The following is a 15,613-nucleotide window of genomic DNA, read 5'->3' on the forward strand; positions in this document are numbered from 1 at the left end:
TGATCGAAGCGATGACCAGTCGTGCGAGCATTCGCTCCCCCCAATTTTATCGACCGTGGATATCAGACCGAGTTCTTCCAAAGCGCGGCCTTGGAGTCTAGGTTTCCTGTTGGGAAATCGTCCTAGCTACGCCCGCCGTTTTGCCCAAAGCCGGGGTGCGGTCCTCTCTCGCCATCAGCTGTGGCGGCATGCAGTATAGCTATTGTCCGACATGATCTGTCTGACTCATCCTGGTGTCGGCGTGGCAAGGCTGCGCCAGTTGCTGCCCTTGATGCACCTCCAGGAACTGGACCTTCCGCCGCCATCTGACAGCGCGACGTTTCGCCAGGGGGAAATCACTGCGCGATCGAGAGAAGGGCCGTGCATCAGACCATCAAAAACTGTGGACAGCGATCCAGCGAAAACCAACCGGCAACCATCCTGCGCGAAAACCCCCGCATTGGATTGAGCCGAGAGGTTTGGTCATGGATTTTCAGGAACACGCACACAACCATCACCACATCCGCGAAGCGCTCGTCGCGGCTCTGAGCGAGCGACAACCGATCGATTTGGCCGCCTTGCGATCGGATCGTCACTGCCCCACCGGCTGCTGGATCCACGGCGAGGGCGCCCGGCGTTGGGCCGGCAACCATGCCTTCCTAGGCTTGCTGGAAAACCATCGGGCCTTCCACCAGCAGGCGGGTTTGGTTGCCGACCAAATCAATCGCGGGCAATGGTCCGAGGCTCAGAAATCGCTCCGCAATGGGTCGCCCTTCGCCTTGGCGCTTTCAGACCTTGCCGCCGCCCTAAGGCGAATGCGGGCGACGGCTGAGTCGCTTGCGGCCTAGCTAAGCGCGCAGTGCCAAGCCCGCTTCCGTGTCCGCCGCGTGAGGTGGAAACAGGAACCGGCCGGCGCGCGCGCCATCGCGCAGGCGAATCTCCAAGACCACAGGCTCGCCGGCGTCCGCCAGGCGATGCGCCAAGTCACGCGCGGCCTGCTCGGCCCGGGCGCCGGTGGTGAACTGCAGGGGACTGTCGCGGAAGTCGCCGCGAACGATCCAGCCGTCGCTCGACGGCTCGACAAAGATGAAACAAGGCATGATCATAACGCAAAGCAGCGAGCGGAGCGAAGTGGCGGCCGACCATCGGCTGGCCGGCCGCCCGCCCCAACTCAAGAGAACAGGTCGCGGTCCAGGCGGCGCAGCGCGGACAGGACCTCGCTGAGCGGCACAGGCGCGGGCGTTCCCAAGAGCCATCTCTGACTGGGCCGATGCTCGACCGCGCTCGCATCGGAAGCCCAGGCCGCCAGGATTTCGCGCTTTTCGGCGAGATCGAGATCCTGATCCTTCAGCACCTCCAAGGGGTGGAGGAAGCCGACCGCCGGCCGAACGGGCCATGGCCGAGCCCGATCTTTCGCATGGGTATGCGTGCGCATGGCCAGCTCCTTACGCGGCCTTGCGCGTCTTGGCCGGCTTGAGCTCCAGCGCCTGCTGGCGCGCGCCGACCCCGATCGCAATCTGCTTGGGCTTCAAGGCCTCGGGCACCTCGCGGACCAGATCGATCGACAAGACGCCATGGGCATGGACGGCGTCCTTGACCACGACATAGTCGGCCAGCTCGAACCGGCGCTCGAACGCGCGGTGGGCCAGGCCCTGGTGAAGGAAGGTTCGCGCGCCCTGGTCTTCGTTCGCCGCCCTTCGGCCCTTGATCACCAGGAGGTTCGGCTGGGCCACGACCTCGAGATCCTTCGGCGCGAAGCCCGCGACCGCCAGCGAAATGCGGTAGGCGGTCTCGCCGGTTTTCTCGATGTCGAACGGAGGATAGCTGGCGCTCGCCTCGGTGCGGAGCGCGGTCTCGACGAGATCGACCATGCGATCCACACCGATCATGGAGCTGTAGAGAGGGCTGAAATCAAAAACAGTGCTCATTTCCATCTCCTCGAAAGCAAGTTGGACGTGAGGGGCGCCGAGCCACGCGCTATGCGCCCCAGGGCCAGGCCCTGTCGGCGCCCGGCAAGCAGGCGATGAATTAGGACACGGCCGAAACGCGTCAAGACGCTCGCATCAGAAATTTTTCGATCCGTGAACCAAGGTGTCACCGGGCCCAAAGCCAAGGCGGAGCCGAGCCACCGCGCATGGCTTGCCGGGGGCTAATGCAGCGAGATCACGCCATTGACGGCTCGCCACTCCGACGGACCGATCAATCGATGGTGGGCGACCTGGACCGAGTGCAGCGCGGCTTCGATCTCGCGCCGCCAATGGTCGAGAAAGGCCTGCAGCATGGGAAAGCGCGGAGCAAGGTCGTATTCCTGCCAGACGTAGAGCTGAAGCACGGCCGGATAGTCGAGCCGATAGTAGTGGATTTGGGCGGTCGCCAGGCCGTAGCCGTCGAGCTGCTTGAGAAAATCCCTGTCCATGGGCGGCGTCCTCAGGCGATAGCGACCAGGCGCTTGGCGTTAGAGACACGGGCGCGGGGCAAATCGAACCTCCTGTTCTTTGATCCTTTCCCGTCAGCGAACGCCGATCACGCGCATTCGCGTGCGCTGATTTTTTGGCCCAGGCGCTGGAAGCGTCAAGCCGTCAGGGACCATCGCAAACGGCCGCCAGGGGCGGATCCAACCCCGTCGAAAAATTTTCACCGCGGGCTCTTGAAGCCTCTTCGGCGCCGCCTAGCTTGACGTCCGTCCGCTAGGTGCGAGCCCGGTGGACCCATCACATTCTGTTTTGCATCTGGAGGTTATGCATGCATTTCCGCCCCTTGCACGACCGTGTGGTCGTCCGCCGCATCGAGGCCGAGGAGAAGACCTCGGGCGGCATCATCATCCCCGACACCGCCAAGGAAAAGCCCCAGCAGGGCCAGGTGGTCGCCGTCGGCCCCGGCGCCCGCGATGACGCCGGCAAGCTGGTCGCGCTGGACCTCAAGGCCGGCGATCGCGTCCTGTTCGGCAAGTGGTCCGGCACGGAGATCAAGATCGATGGCGAGGACCTGCTGATCATGAAGGAGAGCGATATCCTCGGCGTTCTGGAGACGGAGGCGACGCTCAAGAAGGCCGCCTAATTCGCCATCCCATTTCCGTCCACTGACAGCCCAACCGAGAGGAGTAGGAACCATGGCTGCCAAGGAAGTAAAGTTCTCATCCGACGCGCGCGACCGCATGCTGCGTGGCGTCGACATCCTGGCCGATGCGGTCAAGGTCACCCTGGGCCCCAAGGGCCGCAACGTCGTCATCGACAAGAGTTTCGGCGCCCCGCGCATCACCAAGGACGGCGTCAGCGTCGCCAAGGAAATCGAACTGAAGGACAAGTTCGAGAACATGGGCGCGCAAATGCTGCGCGAGGTGGCCTCCAAAACCAACGATCTGGCCGGCGACGGCACCACGACCGCCACTGTGCTGGCCCAAGCCATCGTCCGTGAAGGCTCCAAGGCCGTGGCGGCCGGCATGAACCCGATGGATCTCAAGCGCGGCATCGACCTGGGGGTCGGCGCCGTGGTGGCCGATCTCAAGAGCCACGCGCGCAAGATCAGCGCCAACACCGAGATCGCCCAGGTCGGGACCATCTCGGCCAATGGCGATGAGGAGATCGGCCGCATCTTGGCCGAGGCTATGGAAAAGGTCGGCAACGAGGGCGTGATCACGGTCGAGGAAGCCAAGAGCCTGGCCACCGAGCTGGAGGTGGTGGAAGGCATGCAGTTCGACCGCGGCTATATCAGCCCGTATTTCGTGACCAACAACGACAAGCTCCGCGTCGAGCTCGACGACCCGTACATTCTGATCCACGAGAAGAAGCTCTCGAACCTGGCCGCGCTTGTGCCGCTACTGGAGAAGGTCGTGCAGTCCGGCCGCCCGCTGCTGATCATCGCCGAGGACGTCGAGGGCGAGGCCCTGGCCACCCTGGTGGTCAACAAGCTGCGCGGCGGCCTGAAAGTCGCGGCCGTCAAGGCTCCGGGCTTTGGCGATCGCCGCAAGGCCATGCTCGAGGACATCGCGGTGCTGACCGCCGGCAATGTGGTCTCCGAGGAGCTGGGAACCAAGCTGGAGAACATCACCGTCGAGATGCTCGGCCGGGCCAAGAAGGTCACGATCGACAAGGACAACACCACCATCGTCGACGGGGCGGGCCAGCGCGGCGAGATCGATGCTCGCGTCGCCCAGATTCGCAGGCAGATCGAGGACACCACCTCCGACTACGACCGCGAGAAGCTGCAGGAACGCCTGGCCAAGCTCGCCCGCGGCGTGGCCGTGGTGCGCGTCGGCGGGGCGACCGAGGTCGAGGTCAAGGAAAAGAAGGACCGCGTCGACGACGCCCTGCACGCCACCCGCGCGGCCGTCGAGGAAGGCATCCTGCCCGGCGGGGGCGTGGCCCTGCTGCGCGCCCTAAAGGCCCTGGACGGCGTCAAGCCGGCCAATGACGATCAGAAGGCTGGTCTCGATATCGTGCGCCGCGCCCTGCAGGCCCCAGCCCGCCAGATCGTCGCCAATGCCGGCGAGGACGCCTCGTACGTCGTCGGCAAACTCCTGGAGAAGACCGACTACAGCTGGGGCTTCAACGCCGCGACCGGCGAGTACCAGGACCTGGTGAAGGCCGGGGTCATCGACCCGGCCAAGGTGGTGCGCACGGCCCTGCAGGACGCCGCCTCGGTCGCCTCGCTGCTGATCACCACCGAGGCCTTGATTGCCGAGGCGCCCAAGGACGTCGCGCCGGCTCCGGTTCCGGCGATGGAATACTGATCATCGCGCCTAGCGGACGCTAACTTCGAGGGGCCTTCGGGCCCCTCTTTCTTTGGTTGAAGTCCGCTACTCCAAAGCGTCAGGGGCCAACCGCTTGACGGTCCTGCCAGCGCCATGAGCTGCCCTTGGAGCCCCCTCGGCAACCCGACACTCAGCGGAGGCGAGATCGCCCGATGCTGGAGATTGGGAGCTCCGCCTTAAGGCCGAAAACTCATCCACCGCCGCCCCCTCATCCAGGCGCTCGGTGAAGCTAACCGCCGCCCGTCGATCCGCCTTGCCGCCTTACGAAGTCGATGAACGCCTTGAACGCAGCGGTCGGATTACGCCGGCTTGGATAGTAGATGCTCAAGGGCGGCAGCGTGGGCGTCCAGTCGTCCAGCACGGTGACAAGTCGCCTCGCCTCGATGTCTTCTCGCACATCGGACTCCATCGCCAGGATGAGGCCGACGGACGCCAGAGCCGCGGTGCGGGCGAGGCTCGCTTCGTCCAAGGTCAAACCACCGTCGACGTCGACATGGATCACCTGGCCGTCTTTCTCGAACGGCCAGCGATGGATGGCGCCGTTTGGAAGGCGGACGCGCAGGCAGGCGTGGGCGGCCAGGTCCTGCGGCACCTTTGGCGTCCCGCGCGCTTGCAGGTAGCTCGGCGAGCCAACCACCACATTGCGCCGAGCGCCGCCAAGCGGCACGGCGATCATGTCTGCCGGCACCCGGTCGGCGCTGCGCACGCCAAGATCGAAGCCGCCGGCGACGATGTCGACCAGGCGGCCCTCGGTTACGATGTCGATGTGGACCTGGGGGTGCAGCCGCTGAAACGGCAGGATGAGCGAGGCGAAGATCTCGCGCGCCGCCGTCGGAAAGGCGTTTATGCGCAGGGTGCCGGACGGGGCGGCCTGCTGGGAGCGCGCGGCCTCCATCGCCTCATGAATCTCCCGAACGGCGGGCGCGACCTGATCGACGAACCGTTGCCCGGCCTCGGTGAGAGAGACGCTCCGAGTGGTGCGGTTGAAAAGCCGCACACCGAGCGCCTGCTCCAGCTTTCCGATCGCGTTGCTGAGCGCCGTCGTGGAAACCCCGAGTTCAACGGCCGCCGCACGGAATTTCCCCCGCCGCGCGACCATAAGAACGGCATCAAGTTCGGTCAGACTGTGCTGCGCCATTGTCCCGATATTCGTGATAGGTCGTTCCGTTTTGTCCCGATTATACTGATGAATGTCCACGCCTAACTTTGCTGCAGAGCACAGCAGCAGGACATGACCCATGCCACTTGAACTCCCCCCTCCGATCGCGGCCTATGTAGCCGCCAACGCCCGGCTCGATGTCGACGCCATGCTCCGGCCGTTCGCGGCGGACGCCGTCCTCCGTGACAACGGCAAGGTCTTCAGCGGCCACGTTGAAATCCGTCGCCTCTTGGAAGAAGCCGTGGCGCCCGCGAAGGCGATCTTCACGCCGGACAGCGCCCGCCAAGAGGACGGCCTGGTCGTCGTCGAAGGCCCCGCCCATGGCGAGTTTCCTGGAAGCCCGATCCGCTTCACCTACCGCTTCACGCTCGAAGGCGACGCCATCAAGGCCGTGGAGATCACGGTATGACCAGCAAGGTTGATCCGACCGAGTTCGCCGGCAAGCGCGTGCTCGTCACCGGCGGCACCAAGGGTCTGGGCCGCGCCACCGTCGAACGGTTCGTGGCCGGCGGGGCCCGTGTCATCACCGCCGCCCGCGCAGCCGTGGAGCACATCGAGGGCGTCGAGTTCGTGGAGGCGGACCTGACCACGTCGGAAGGCGGGGAAGCGTTGGCCAAGGCGGCGCTCGCGCGCTTCGGCGGGATCGACATTCTGGCCCATAACCTCGGCGGGTCGGCCATGCCGCCCGGCGGCTTTGCAGCGCTGACCGACGACCTCTGGCTCTCGGAACTGAACTTGAACCTTCTGGCGACGGTTCGGCTCGATCGCCTGTTGATCCCCCAAATGATCGAGCGAGGCGGCGGCGCGGTAGTGCACGTCACCTCGACCCAATCGGTGCTGCCCCTGCCTGAGTCGACCACGGCCTACGCGGCCGCCAAGGCGGCGCTGCGCACCTACAGCAAATCCATTTCGAAGGAATTGGGCCCGAAGGGTGTCCGGATCAACATCGTCTGTCCCGGCTGGATCATGACCGAGGGCGCCGTCGATCTGGTGAAGACCATGCAGGCCGCCAATGGCGGCACGTTCGAGGACGCGCGGCAAGCCGTCATGGCCTGGATCGGCGGGATCCCGATCGGACGCGGCGCCGAGCCGTCGGAAGTCGCCGACCTTATCGCCTTCCTGGCCTCGGACCGCGCCGCCGCGATTCACGGGGCCGAGTTCGTCATCGACGGCGGGACGGTGCCGACCGTCTGACCTTTGGCAATCGTCCACGCTCTTCTTTGAGGGGTTGGGCGTGGAACCGCCCGACGTCGGCGCCAGCGGTCAGTGCCTGCATTCGGCCAGCATGCGACTATCCTCTTGCCCCCTGACCTGGGCTCGAACGTGTGCGTCGCCGGCCGGGTCGCGCCATTTTCAGACATTGCCCTACCTGCGCAAACACGACCAGCCGAACAAGCGGTTGGCGCGCTCATCAGGCCTGAGATCAGGTGGATAGTGAAGGCGATGCCCATTCACTTCGGATCAGGTTGAGCGCCGCCAAGCATGGCCTTGATCCGGCCATGCATGACCATGAAACTGCGACGTCCCACCACCAAGAGCCTTCAATGTCCGGCAATGCTCAAACCCGTCGAGCCGCGATCGGCGGCGTGGCGCTGTCGATCGCCTCGGCCAGGTCCCTGGCGGCCCTCGCCGCGCCGCGCGTCGTCGGGACGGGACTGGAGACCGGAGCGATCCGGGCCAGCGGCGTTGAGACGGCGCGAACGGAGTATCATGGCCGTCCGGCCCTGCGCGCCACGGCATTGGAAAACGCCCCGGGGCTCGACCGGCTGGTGATGCTGGACACGCCCGCCTTCGGCGACGGCGTCATCGAGGCGTGGATAAGCGGCGCCCCCAGCGCCACGGCCAGTGCCACGGCCAGAGGCTTCGTCGGCCTGGCCTTCCGAGTGCACGACGAGGGCAAGCTCGAGGCCATCTATCTGCGTCCCACCAACGGGCGGGCCGAAGACCAGTTACGCCGCAACCACGCCGTCCAGTACATCTCCCACCCCGCCTATCCCTGGGAACGGCTGCGCGCCGAAGCCCCCTCCCAGTACGAGACCTATGTCGATCTCGAGCCTGGTCGGTGGACGCATGTGCGGATCGTCGTGGTCGGCGCCCACGCCCGCCTCTATGTCGACGGCGCCGAGCAGCCGACCCTGATCGTCAGCGACCTCAAGCACGGCGCCGACGCCAAGGGGGCCGTGGCGCTTTGGATCGGCCCCGGCACCCTGGCCCATTTCAGCGGCGTGAGGGTCACGTCATCGGGGTCGTGAGGATCAGGCGCTTCCGCGCCAGAACAGGGCGGCGCCAGCGATCGTCCCCGAACGCGTCTCGGGATGTCGACGCGGTTGGATCAGCGCCAATTCCCTACGGCAAGCAGTTCTTCCGCCCGCTTTCGCCGAGCGCGCGGCGCCAGGCCGGCATTGTTCGGCTTGGCCCCGCCCGTGTTCGCTGCCCGCTATCGAGGGATGCGCGCAATGACCTTGATCTCGAAGTCGAAGCCGGCGAGCCAGGTCACGCCGAGCGCCGTCCAGTTTGGATAGGGAGCCTGCGGAAACACCTCGCTCTTGACGGCCATGACCGTATCGAACTGGCTCTCTGGATCGGTATGAAAGCTCGTCACATCGACGATGTCGTCCAGTCCGCATCCGGCCGCCGCCAGCGTCGCCTTCAGGTTTGCGAACGCCAGCCGGACCTGGGCCTCGAAGTCCGGTTCGGGCGAACCGTCGCCGCGTGCGCCGACCTGGCCGGATACGAAGAGAAGGTCGCCTGAGCGGATCGCCGGCGAGTATTGGTGAAGGTCATTGAGGGCGTTCTTGGGGTTAGGAAAGATCGCGTCGCGCTTGGCCATGAGGTGCTCCTTTTCTACGGCCGACAGCGGAAAGTCCGTCGACGGGGCTTAGATGCGGCAGCGCGGACTGTTTGATTAGAGTTTGAAATCAGCACGCCTTGATGTGAAATCGCCATCAATGTCGCGCCCTTCGATCACCGACCTGACGGCCTTAGTGGCGGTCGCCAGCCATCGCAGCTTCCGCCGAGCGGCCGATGAGCTTGCGACGGCCCCCTCCACCTTGAGCCATACGATCCGCGCGCTGGAGGCCCGGCTTGGCGTGCGCCTGTTCAACCGGACGACCCGCAGCGTCGCGCCCACCCAGGCCGGACTGGAACTGCTGGCCCGGCTGAAGCCGGTGCTAGGTGCGCTGGACGACGCTCTCGAAAGCGTCGCCGGCTTTCGCGGCGAGGTTACAGGCGCGGTGCGGATCAATGCGCCGCGCGTTGGCGCGGCCTTGATCGTCAGGGAGGTGCTCCCGCTGATGGCCGCCCGCCACCCCGAGGTGAGCATAGACATCGTCGTCGAGGGCGAGCTGGTCGATATCGTGGCCGGCGGCTTCGACGCCGGCGTACGACTGGTCGGCTCCATTCCGCGGGACATGATCGCCGTGCCGTTGACCCGCCCCATGCGATTTGTCTGCGTGGCGTCGCCCGCCTATCTGGGTCGCATGGGCTCGCCCAAGACCCCCGAGGATCTCAAGACGCACCTCTGCATCGGCCACCGGCTGCCCGGTGGGAGGCTCTATCGCTGGGATTTCGAGCGAAACGGCCAAGCGCTTTCAGTCGATGTGACCGGGCCCGTCGTGCTCGACGACGAGGAGCTGATGGTCGACGCCGCCGTCTGTGGCCTCGGCGTGGCGTATGTGGTCGAGGCCGCGGCCGCCGCCGCGCTCGCCGCCGGACAGCTGCGCGAAGTGCTCTCGCCGTGGCTCCAGGCCACCGAAGCCGCGGCCGTCTACTATCCGGGACATCGCAGCGTCCCCTCCGCGCTTCGGGCGTTCCTCGACATCGTTAGGGAAGTCAGCAAGGCGGGCTGAAGAGGAACTCCCCTCTCCGGCCGATACAAAGGTCGATAACGGCGGCGGGGCGGCCACCACAGCTCCTGGCCTGGGCTCGTGCCCGACGCGCGGCCGCGCGCTGCGTAGACCGGCGCCGCCAGTCGGCATTGGTTAGAGAAACTAACCACATTGGATAACAATAGCTGACTTATCGCGACACTGAGGCGTGGCTAGGTTTCGACAGCGGCTTCGGCGGCACAAGAACCCTCCACCCCGAACCTCCCGAAAGGAGATCGCGATGACCATCAAAACCGCTCTCGATCACTACCGCCTGCTCGGCCGCTCCGGGCTTCGCGTATCGCCGCTGGCGCTGGGAACCATGACCTTCGGCTCCGACTGGGGCTGGGGCGCGGACGAGACCAACGCCCGCCGGATCTTTGACGCCTATGTCGATCGCGGGGGCAATTTCGTGGACACGGCCGTCAACTACACGGACGGCGCGTCCGAACGCATGCTGGGCGGCTTCATCAAGGACAAGCGCGAACGGATGGTGGTCGCCACCAAGTTCACGATGGCGCGCGATCCCTCGAACATCAATTCGGGGGGCAACCACCGCTACAATCTGGTCCGTTCGGTCGAGACTAGCCTGCGCCAGCTCGACACCGACCGGATCGACCTGATGTACCTCCACGCCTGGGACTTCACCACCAGTCCCGAGGAGGTGCTGCGCGCCCTGGACGACCTCGTGCGGGCCGGCAAGATCCTCTATGTAGGCATCTGCAACACCCCGGCCTGGCGGGTCGCGCAGCTCCAGTCGATCGCCGACCTGCGCGGCTGGGCGCCGCTGGTGGCCCTGCAGATCGAGTACAGCCTGGTCGAACGCACCGTCGAGCATGAGCTGATGCCGATGGCGCGCGAGCTGGGCCTGGGCGTCATGCCGTGGTCCCCGCTGGGCGGCGGCATCCTGACGGGCAAGTACCGTCGCGAGGACTTGTCGGACGACAACGGCTCCGACGTCGCGGCCGACCGCAAGGGCGTGATCGCCTCCACCGGCCACCTCAATCAGCGTTCGCTCGACATCGCCGACGTCGTCGGTGAGGTCGCCGCGGAACTGGGCGTGTCGCGCTCGCAGGTGGCCATCGCCTGGACCCTGGCCAATCCCGCCGTCGTCTCGCCGATCATGGGCGCGCGCACGCTGGAGCAGGCGCAGGACAATTTCGGCGCCCTGGACGTGACCCTCGACGACGGCCAGCTGGCCCGACTGACCGCGGCGAGCGCGCCGACGCCGATCTTCCCCGACCGCTTCATCGGCCGCCCCATGGCCCAGCAGCTGATCTTCGGCGCCTCGACGCTGCAGGCCCGGCGCTGAAACCTCAGCAGAAAGGAGCCGGCCATGACGCCGCAGGCAGCTGCACAGTACCCCTATGTCGGCATGTGGGTCACCGCTGACGGCCGCATCCGCCAGGAACTGCTCGCCAACGGCCGCTACGACGAAGCGCGCGGGGCCAGGAAGAGCGCCTATCGCGGGCGATACGAAGTCGACGCCAACCACATCGACTACTGGGACGACACCGGGTTCACGGCCGATGGCGAGTTCGTCACCCCAGACGAGCTGCACCACGGCGGAATGATCTTCTTCCGGCAACGCTAGTCGCCCTCGCCGGGCAAACGCCCGGCCGCCTCCTCAACATCCAACCAATCCGAACCTCAAGCCCCCGCGAGCCGGGATCGCTGGCGCACGCCTCCAGGCTGGCGATCACCTTCTTTTCTGGAGCGCGATCAAGGAGATACACGATGAAAACGGTGATCATCTCGGGCGCAGGAACGGGCATGGGCCTGCTCACCGCCCAAACCCTCATCCGCCAGGGCTACGCGGTCTATGCCGGCGTGCGCGATCCCAACGGGCGCAGCCTGGCCCGTCGCGAGGCGCTGGAAACCTACGCCCAGGACCATGGCGGCTATGTCCGCGTGGTCGACCTGGACATCCACAGCGAGGCCTCCTGCCAGGCCGCCGTCGATCAGGTCGTCGCCGACCATGGCCGCCTCGACATCGTCATCCACAATGCGGCCCACCTCTTCATCGGCGTCTACGAGGGCTTCACGCCCGAGCAGCTGACCGACTGCCTCAACACCAATGTCGTGGGCGCCCACAGGCTCAACCGCGCCGCCCTGCCCCAGTTGCGCAAGCAGGGCGACGGCGTCCTGCTCTATGTCGGCAGCACGATCACCCGCATCGTCACGCCGTTCGTGGGGCCCTACATCACCGGCAAGTACGCGCTGGACGCCCTGGCCGAGGTCACGGCTTACGAGGTCAACCGCTTCGGCGTCGAAACGGTGATCGTCATGCCGGGCATCTTCCCGGACGGCACCGCCCACTTCCAGTCAGCCGTCCATCCGGGCGACCAGGACGTCGTCGAGGGCTATGAGCGGTTCAAGGGCGACTTCGACAACATCGGGCCTGGCCTGCGCGCGCTCCTGGCCGGCGCCGACGCGCCCGTCCAGGGCGTCGCCGACGAGATCGTCCGGGTGCTGGCGATCCCCAAGGGCGAAAAGCCCATGCGCACCGTCATCGACTATTCGGACTACGGCGCTCCGCTGATCAACGACGTGGCCGAGGCGCAAACCGCGCGGGTCTTCGAGATGATGGGCTACGAGCACCTTCTGAAGGTCTCCTAGCGACGAGCGACGGCTGCATGGGCCGCCGCTCGCCCAGCGGGCCGCTTTCCTCGCCGACGGCAACGGCCGCGGCGGAGGAAGGCGGCTCGTCTGCATTTCGCGAGCATCACTTCCAGCGCCGAACGTGCTCCACCAACGCCCGAAGCTTGGGCGAGATGTTCCGGCGGTTGGGATAGTAGAGATAGAAGCCGGCGAAGCGCGGGCAGAAGTCCTCGAGCAGCGGCACCAGCTCGCCCCGCTCGATAGAAGGTCGGAAGCACTCCTCCATCCCGAAGTTGATCCCGGCGCCGGCCACCGCCAACTTGACCATCAACGCCATGTCGTTGGTGGTGATTTCCGGCTCGACCGATACACTGAACTCCTTGCCGCCCTCGGCGAACTCCCAGCGGTAGGGCGCCGACTTCGGCGTAGGCCGCCAGCCGATGCACCGGTGCGCCGCCAGGTCGCGAGGATGGGCAGGCGCCCCGAAGCGATCCCGGTAAGCCGGCGCGCAGACAGCGAGCTGGCGCTCTTCGCTGGCGACGGCAATGGCGATCATGTCCTGCTCGATGACCTCGCCCAGGCGAACCCCGGCGTCATAGCCCTCGGCGACGATGTCGAACTCCTCATCGGTCACATTGACGTCCAGCTGCACGTCGGGATGGGCGCTGGCGAAACTGGCCAGGAACGGTCCCGAAAGAAAGCGTTCGGCGATCGAGGAAACGGCCAGGCGCAATTGCCCACGCGGCCGCTCATCGAGGCTGCCCGCCGCCTCCACGGCCGCGCGCATCTCGGCGAGCGAAGGCGCGATCTGCCTGTAGAGACGCTCGCCTTCCTCGGTCAGGCTGACGCTACGGGTCGTGCGTCGAACCAGAGCGATCCCCAGCGCCTCCTCCAAGCGGCTCATGGTCTGGCTGACCGCCGAGCGCGTGACGCCGAGACGGTCGGCCGCCGCGCGAAAGCTGCGCTCCTCGGCGACGAGCGCGAAGACCGAAAGGGCGTTGAGATCAGGCTGCATGGCTTGGGAGTTCAGCTTGCGACACGAATTCGACCTCAGCTTCGTCCAACAGCATCTCAGCTGACCGTTCCGAGCTCGTGTCGCCGGCTGGACGGCTCCGCGCCGCCCCATCGGATCAGCGCCTGAAGCAGACCTTCAGCATACCCGTCTTCGTCGCTCGCCCAAGCGACGAAACCGTCCGGTCGGACCAGCACGGCGCTCAGGCCCAATCGGTCCTCAGGCTCGCCGGCGACATAGGACAACCGCCCCAGCCAGGGGGCGACGAGCGCCGCGAGCGGGGCTCCGGGGGCGAAGTCGAGCAGCAGCGCCCTGCCCTCGCGCAAGCGTACGCCGGCCGATGGTCCGCTGGTGAAAGCGAAATCCGGGACGCTGCGGCCGACCAGCGGATGGCCGCCGCCGAGATCGTAGCGGAGCGACAGGTTCCAGACCTTCTCGGCGAAGTATGTCGCGCCGTCGCCGGTGGCGATCAGATCACGGACGATGGTCTCCAGCGCGCGCGTGCTTGGGGTGGGCCGCATCAGGGCGACCTGGGCGCGCGACCAGTCGAGGATGCGGGCGCCCTCCGGCCGGCGTTCGACGCCATAGCTGTCGAGCAGGTCGATGGTCGCTTCGCCGCGGATGACGGCGGCGAGTTTCCACCCCAAGTTCAGCGCGTCGCCGAGGCCGAGGTTCAGCCCCTGGCCGCCGAGGGGCGAGTGGATGTGCGCAGCGTCGCCGGCCAACAATACCCGTCCCCGTCGGTAGTCGGTCGCCTGAAAGGCGCGGTCGGTCCAGGTGGTGGCGAGGTTCAGCGCGGCAAGGATGACATCGGCGCCCGACACGCGGCGCAGCACGCTCTGAACGTGGTCCAGCGTCAGCGCCTGGGTCCGGTGCGCCGCGCCGCCGTCGAAGTCGACCATCGCGATCACACCCGGCCGAGCATAGGTGTACATGCCGGTCGCGGTGTAGTTGCGCCCGGGCGACAGCGCTTCCGGATCGGCCAGGACCGCGTCGATCGAGTAGCCGGTGAACTCCGGATGGGTGCCGACGAATGCGAAGCCGCCGGCCTTGCGCACGGCGCTGCGCCCGCCGTCGCATCCGACCAGCCAGAGGGCGGAGAGCCGCTCGTCGCCAGCCTGGACCACCACGCCGTCCTTTGACGCTTCGAAGTGGTCCACACGGGAGCCGCGGCGGATATCGGCGCCCATGGCGACGGCCCGCTCGGCCAGAACCGCCTCCAGCGACTGCATGTCCACCGGCATGTTGACGCCCGCCGGACTGGGCAGGCGGAACGGCAGGCGCGCGGCGTCGATGTCCTCGTGAAAGAACTGTATGCCGGCGAAATGGCCGGCGGGACGGCGCGGCTGCTGCATCCAGTGAGAGGCGTCCAACGCCGCGCGGGAGGATCGATTGTCGAGCTGTGCGGCTTTGACCGCGTCCAGCAAGCCGCGGCGATGCAGCGCCTCAAGGGTCGGGGCCGAGAGGCCGCGTATGCCGAAGGGTGCTCCCTTCAGCGGAGAGCGCGGATTGGCGGCCTGCTCGAGCACCGCCACCGAGACGCCAGCGATCCCAAGTTCGCAGGCAAGAAAGAGCCCGACCGGGCCCGCGCCGACGATGACGACGTCATGGGTGAGAGAGGGATGGATAGGCATGAGTGCTCCGTGGTCGATGGTGTTCGACCGGAGCGTTCCTCGTCCTGGGACGCCCGGACGAACGACGGGCGCTCGGTTGAGCGTCCGGGTTCGCCGTGGGAGTCCAGGCGCGAAGCCAAAGACCAGAGCTTTCGTTACCGAAAGGGCTTGGGCTGACCAGACCAAGCCTGCCTTTTCCGACACCGCCTCAATATCTGAAAGGCCACGATCCTTCAATCACCGGCAAAGGCCACAGATCAGAACCGGGAGGGACCCATCTGGGTCGCCCGGCCGGGCAGCGCCAGTTGCTGACGTTGGCGCACCTCCACGAACGCGACATTCATAGGCTAGGTGCGCCGAGCGGCCTCCGCTCGATCAAACCGGCGCTCAGAGATCGATCTGCTCAGACATCTCGAGCGCGTCGTCGACCTCAATGCCGAGGTACCGGACCGTGCTCTCCAGCTTGCGGTGCCCCAGGAGCAATTGGCAGGCGCGCAAGTTGCCGGTCTTCTTGTAGATCAGCGCAACCTTGGTCCGCCTGAGACTATGGGTGCCGTAAGCTCTCGGTTCGAGCTCGATCATCGATACCCACTTATCGACGAGCCTGGCGTACTGCCGCGTGCTGACGTGATC

The 15,613-nt window shown here is 66.4% G+C and carries 19 protein-coding genes; 10 read left to right on the top strand and 9 right to left on the bottom strand.

All coding sequences use genetic code 11. From position 1 onward, the window contains the following. Positions 1 to 464 precede the first annotated feature (464 nt). Positions 465 to 827 (top strand): CZB domain-containing protein, encoded by a 363-nt coding sequence (locus SGCZBJ_RS14430; RefSeq protein ID WP_101718695.1) that lies wholly within the window; start codon positions 465 to 467, stop codon positions 825 to 827. Here SGCZBJ_RS14430 and SGCZBJ_RS14435 read toward each other — a convergent pair whose 3' ends face one another. The 4 genes from SGCZBJ_RS14435 to SGCZBJ_RS14450 all read right to left on the bottom strand — a co-directional run bounded on the left by SGCZBJ_RS14435 (position 828) and on the right by SGCZBJ_RS14450 (position 2,395). After that, the gene (locus SGCZBJ_RS14435; RefSeq protein ID WP_101718712.1) at positions 828 to 1,079 is read right to left on the bottom strand and encodes a hypothetical protein; all 252 of its coding nucleotides are present in this window, start codon (positions 1,077 to 1,079) and stop codon (positions 828 to 830) included. A 71-nt stretch (positions 1,080 to 1,150) separates the two neighbouring features. Then, positions 1,151 to 1,414: a hypothetical protein gene (locus SGCZBJ_RS14440; protein ID WP_101718696.1), complete on the bottom strand. Its 264-nt coding sequence runs from the start codon at positions 1,412 to 1,414 to the stop codon at positions 1,151 to 1,153. Positions 1,415 to 1,424: 10 nt separating this feature from the next. After that, entirely contained in the window at positions 1,425 to 1,907 is a 483-nt protein-coding gene (locus SGCZBJ_RS14445; RefSeq protein ID WP_101718697.1) for an Hsp20 family protein, read from the bottom strand. A 221-nt stretch (positions 1,908 to 2,128) separates the two neighbouring features. Then, positions 2,129 to 2,395 (bottom strand): usg protein, encoded by a 267-nt coding sequence (locus tag SGCZBJ_RS14450; RefSeq protein ID WP_101718698.1) that lies wholly within the window; start codon positions 2,393 to 2,395, stop codon positions 2,129 to 2,131. 326 nt (positions 2,396 to 2,721) lie between these two features. Between SGCZBJ_RS14450 and groES the strand changes: the two genes are divergently transcribed. After that, a complete protein-coding gene (gene groES, locus SGCZBJ_RS14455) occupies positions 2,722 to 3,036 on the top strand; it encodes a co-chaperone GroES (RefSeq protein WP_101718699.1) in 315 nt (104 codons plus the stop codon). Between the two features lie 52 nt (positions 3,037 to 3,088). Then, positions 3,089 to 4,708, top strand: coding sequence for a chaperonin GroEL (gene groL, locus SGCZBJ_RS14460; RefSeq protein ID WP_101718700.1), 1,620 nt, complete (start codon positions 3,089 to 3,091; stop codon positions 4,706 to 4,708). Positions 4,709 to 4,958: 250 nt separating this feature from the next. On the opposite strand, the gene SGCZBJ_RS14465 is transcribed toward groL, so the two are convergent. Continuing rightward, entirely contained in the window at positions 4,959 to 5,969 is a 1,011-nt protein-coding gene (locus SGCZBJ_RS14465; protein ID WP_240621513.1) for a LysR family transcriptional regulator, read from the bottom strand. On the opposite strand from SGCZBJ_RS14465, the gene SGCZBJ_RS14470 reads away from it, so the two are divergent. The 3 genes from SGCZBJ_RS14470 (at position 5,968) to SGCZBJ_RS14480 (ending at position 8,140) form a co-directional block, all read left to right on the top strand. Next, positions 5,968 to 6,297: a nuclear transport factor 2 family protein gene (locus SGCZBJ_RS14470; protein ID WP_101718702.1), complete on the top strand. Its 330-nt coding sequence runs from the start codon at positions 5,968 to 5,970 to the stop codon at positions 6,295 to 6,297. The two genes, SGCZBJ_RS14465 and SGCZBJ_RS14470, sit on opposite strands and share 2 nt — an antisense overlap. Then, on the top strand, positions 6,294 to 7,082 hold the full coding sequence (locus SGCZBJ_RS14475; protein ID WP_101718703.1) for an SDR family oxidoreductase: 789 nt from the start codon (positions 6,294 to 6,296) through the stop codon (positions 7,080 to 7,082). The genes SGCZBJ_RS14470 and SGCZBJ_RS14475 overlap by 4 nt, the downstream gene beginning before the upstream one ends. 350 nt (positions 7,083 to 7,432) lie before the next feature. Continuing rightward, positions 7,433 to 8,140, top strand: a complete 708-nt coding sequence (locus SGCZBJ_RS14480) for a LamG domain-containing protein (protein WP_101718704.1) — start codon at positions 7,433 to 7,435, stop codon at positions 8,138 to 8,140. A gap of 185 nt (positions 8,141 to 8,325) precedes the next feature. Here SGCZBJ_RS14480 and SGCZBJ_RS14485 read toward each other — a convergent pair whose 3' ends face one another. Continuing rightward, on the bottom strand, positions 8,326 to 8,718 hold the full coding sequence (locus SGCZBJ_RS14485) for a RidA family protein (RefSeq protein ID WP_101718705.1): 393 nt from the start codon (positions 8,716 to 8,718) through the stop codon (positions 8,326 to 8,328). 118 nt (positions 8,719 to 8,836) lie between these two features. On the opposite strand from SGCZBJ_RS14485, the gene SGCZBJ_RS14490 reads away from it, so the two are divergent. From SGCZBJ_RS14490 to SGCZBJ_RS14505, 4 genes are all read left to right on the top strand, one after another. Beyond that, positions 8,837 to 9,736, top strand: a complete 900-nt coding sequence (locus SGCZBJ_RS14490; RefSeq protein ID WP_101718706.1) for a LysR family transcriptional regulator — start codon at positions 8,837 to 8,839, stop codon at positions 9,734 to 9,736. Positions 9,737 to 9,995: 259 nt separating this feature from the next. Next, complete coding sequence (locus tag SGCZBJ_RS14495; RefSeq protein ID WP_101718707.1) at positions 9,996 to 11,066, top strand: aldo/keto reductase; 1,071 nt, start codon at positions 9,996 to 9,998, stop codon at positions 11,064 to 11,066. Between the two features lie 24 nt (positions 11,067 to 11,090). After that, positions 11,091 to 11,348 carry an Atu4866 domain-containing protein gene (locus SGCZBJ_RS14500; RefSeq protein ID WP_101718708.1) on the top strand — a complete coding sequence of 86 codons (258 nt, stop codon included), beginning with the start codon at positions 11,091 to 11,093 and terminating at the stop codon, positions 11,346 to 11,348. A 143-nt stretch (positions 11,349 to 11,491) separates the two neighbouring features. Then, on the top strand, positions 11,492 to 12,373 hold the full coding sequence (locus SGCZBJ_RS14505; protein WP_101718709.1) for an SDR family oxidoreductase: 882 nt from the start codon (positions 11,492 to 11,494) through the stop codon (positions 12,371 to 12,373). Positions 12,374 to 12,479: 106 nt separating this feature from the next. Here the strand turns inward: SGCZBJ_RS14505 and SGCZBJ_RS14510 are convergent, their stop codons facing one another. The 3 genes from SGCZBJ_RS14510 to SGCZBJ_RS14520 all read right to left on the bottom strand — a co-directional run. Next, on the bottom strand, positions 12,480 to 13,370 hold the full coding sequence (locus tag SGCZBJ_RS14510) for a LysR family transcriptional regulator (RefSeq protein WP_101718710.1): 891 nt from the start codon (positions 13,368 to 13,370) through the stop codon (positions 12,480 to 12,482). A 56-nt stretch (positions 13,371 to 13,426) separates the two neighbouring features. Beyond that, on the bottom strand, positions 13,427 to 15,001 hold the full coding sequence (locus SGCZBJ_RS14515; RefSeq protein ID WP_101718711.1) for an FAD-dependent monooxygenase: 1,575 nt from the start codon (positions 14,999 to 15,001) through the stop codon (positions 13,427 to 13,429). 366 nt (positions 15,002 to 15,367) lie between these two features. Then, the coding region (locus tag SGCZBJ_RS14520) for a tyrosine-type recombinase/integrase (protein ID WP_338065458.1) at positions 15,368 to 15,613 on the bottom strand (246 nt) is incomplete at its 5' end.

The organism is Caulobacter zeae (assembly GCF_002858925.1).
Taxonomy (GTDB): Bacteria; Pseudomonadota; Alphaproteobacteria; order Caulobacterales; family Caulobacteraceae; genus Caulobacter; species Caulobacter zeae.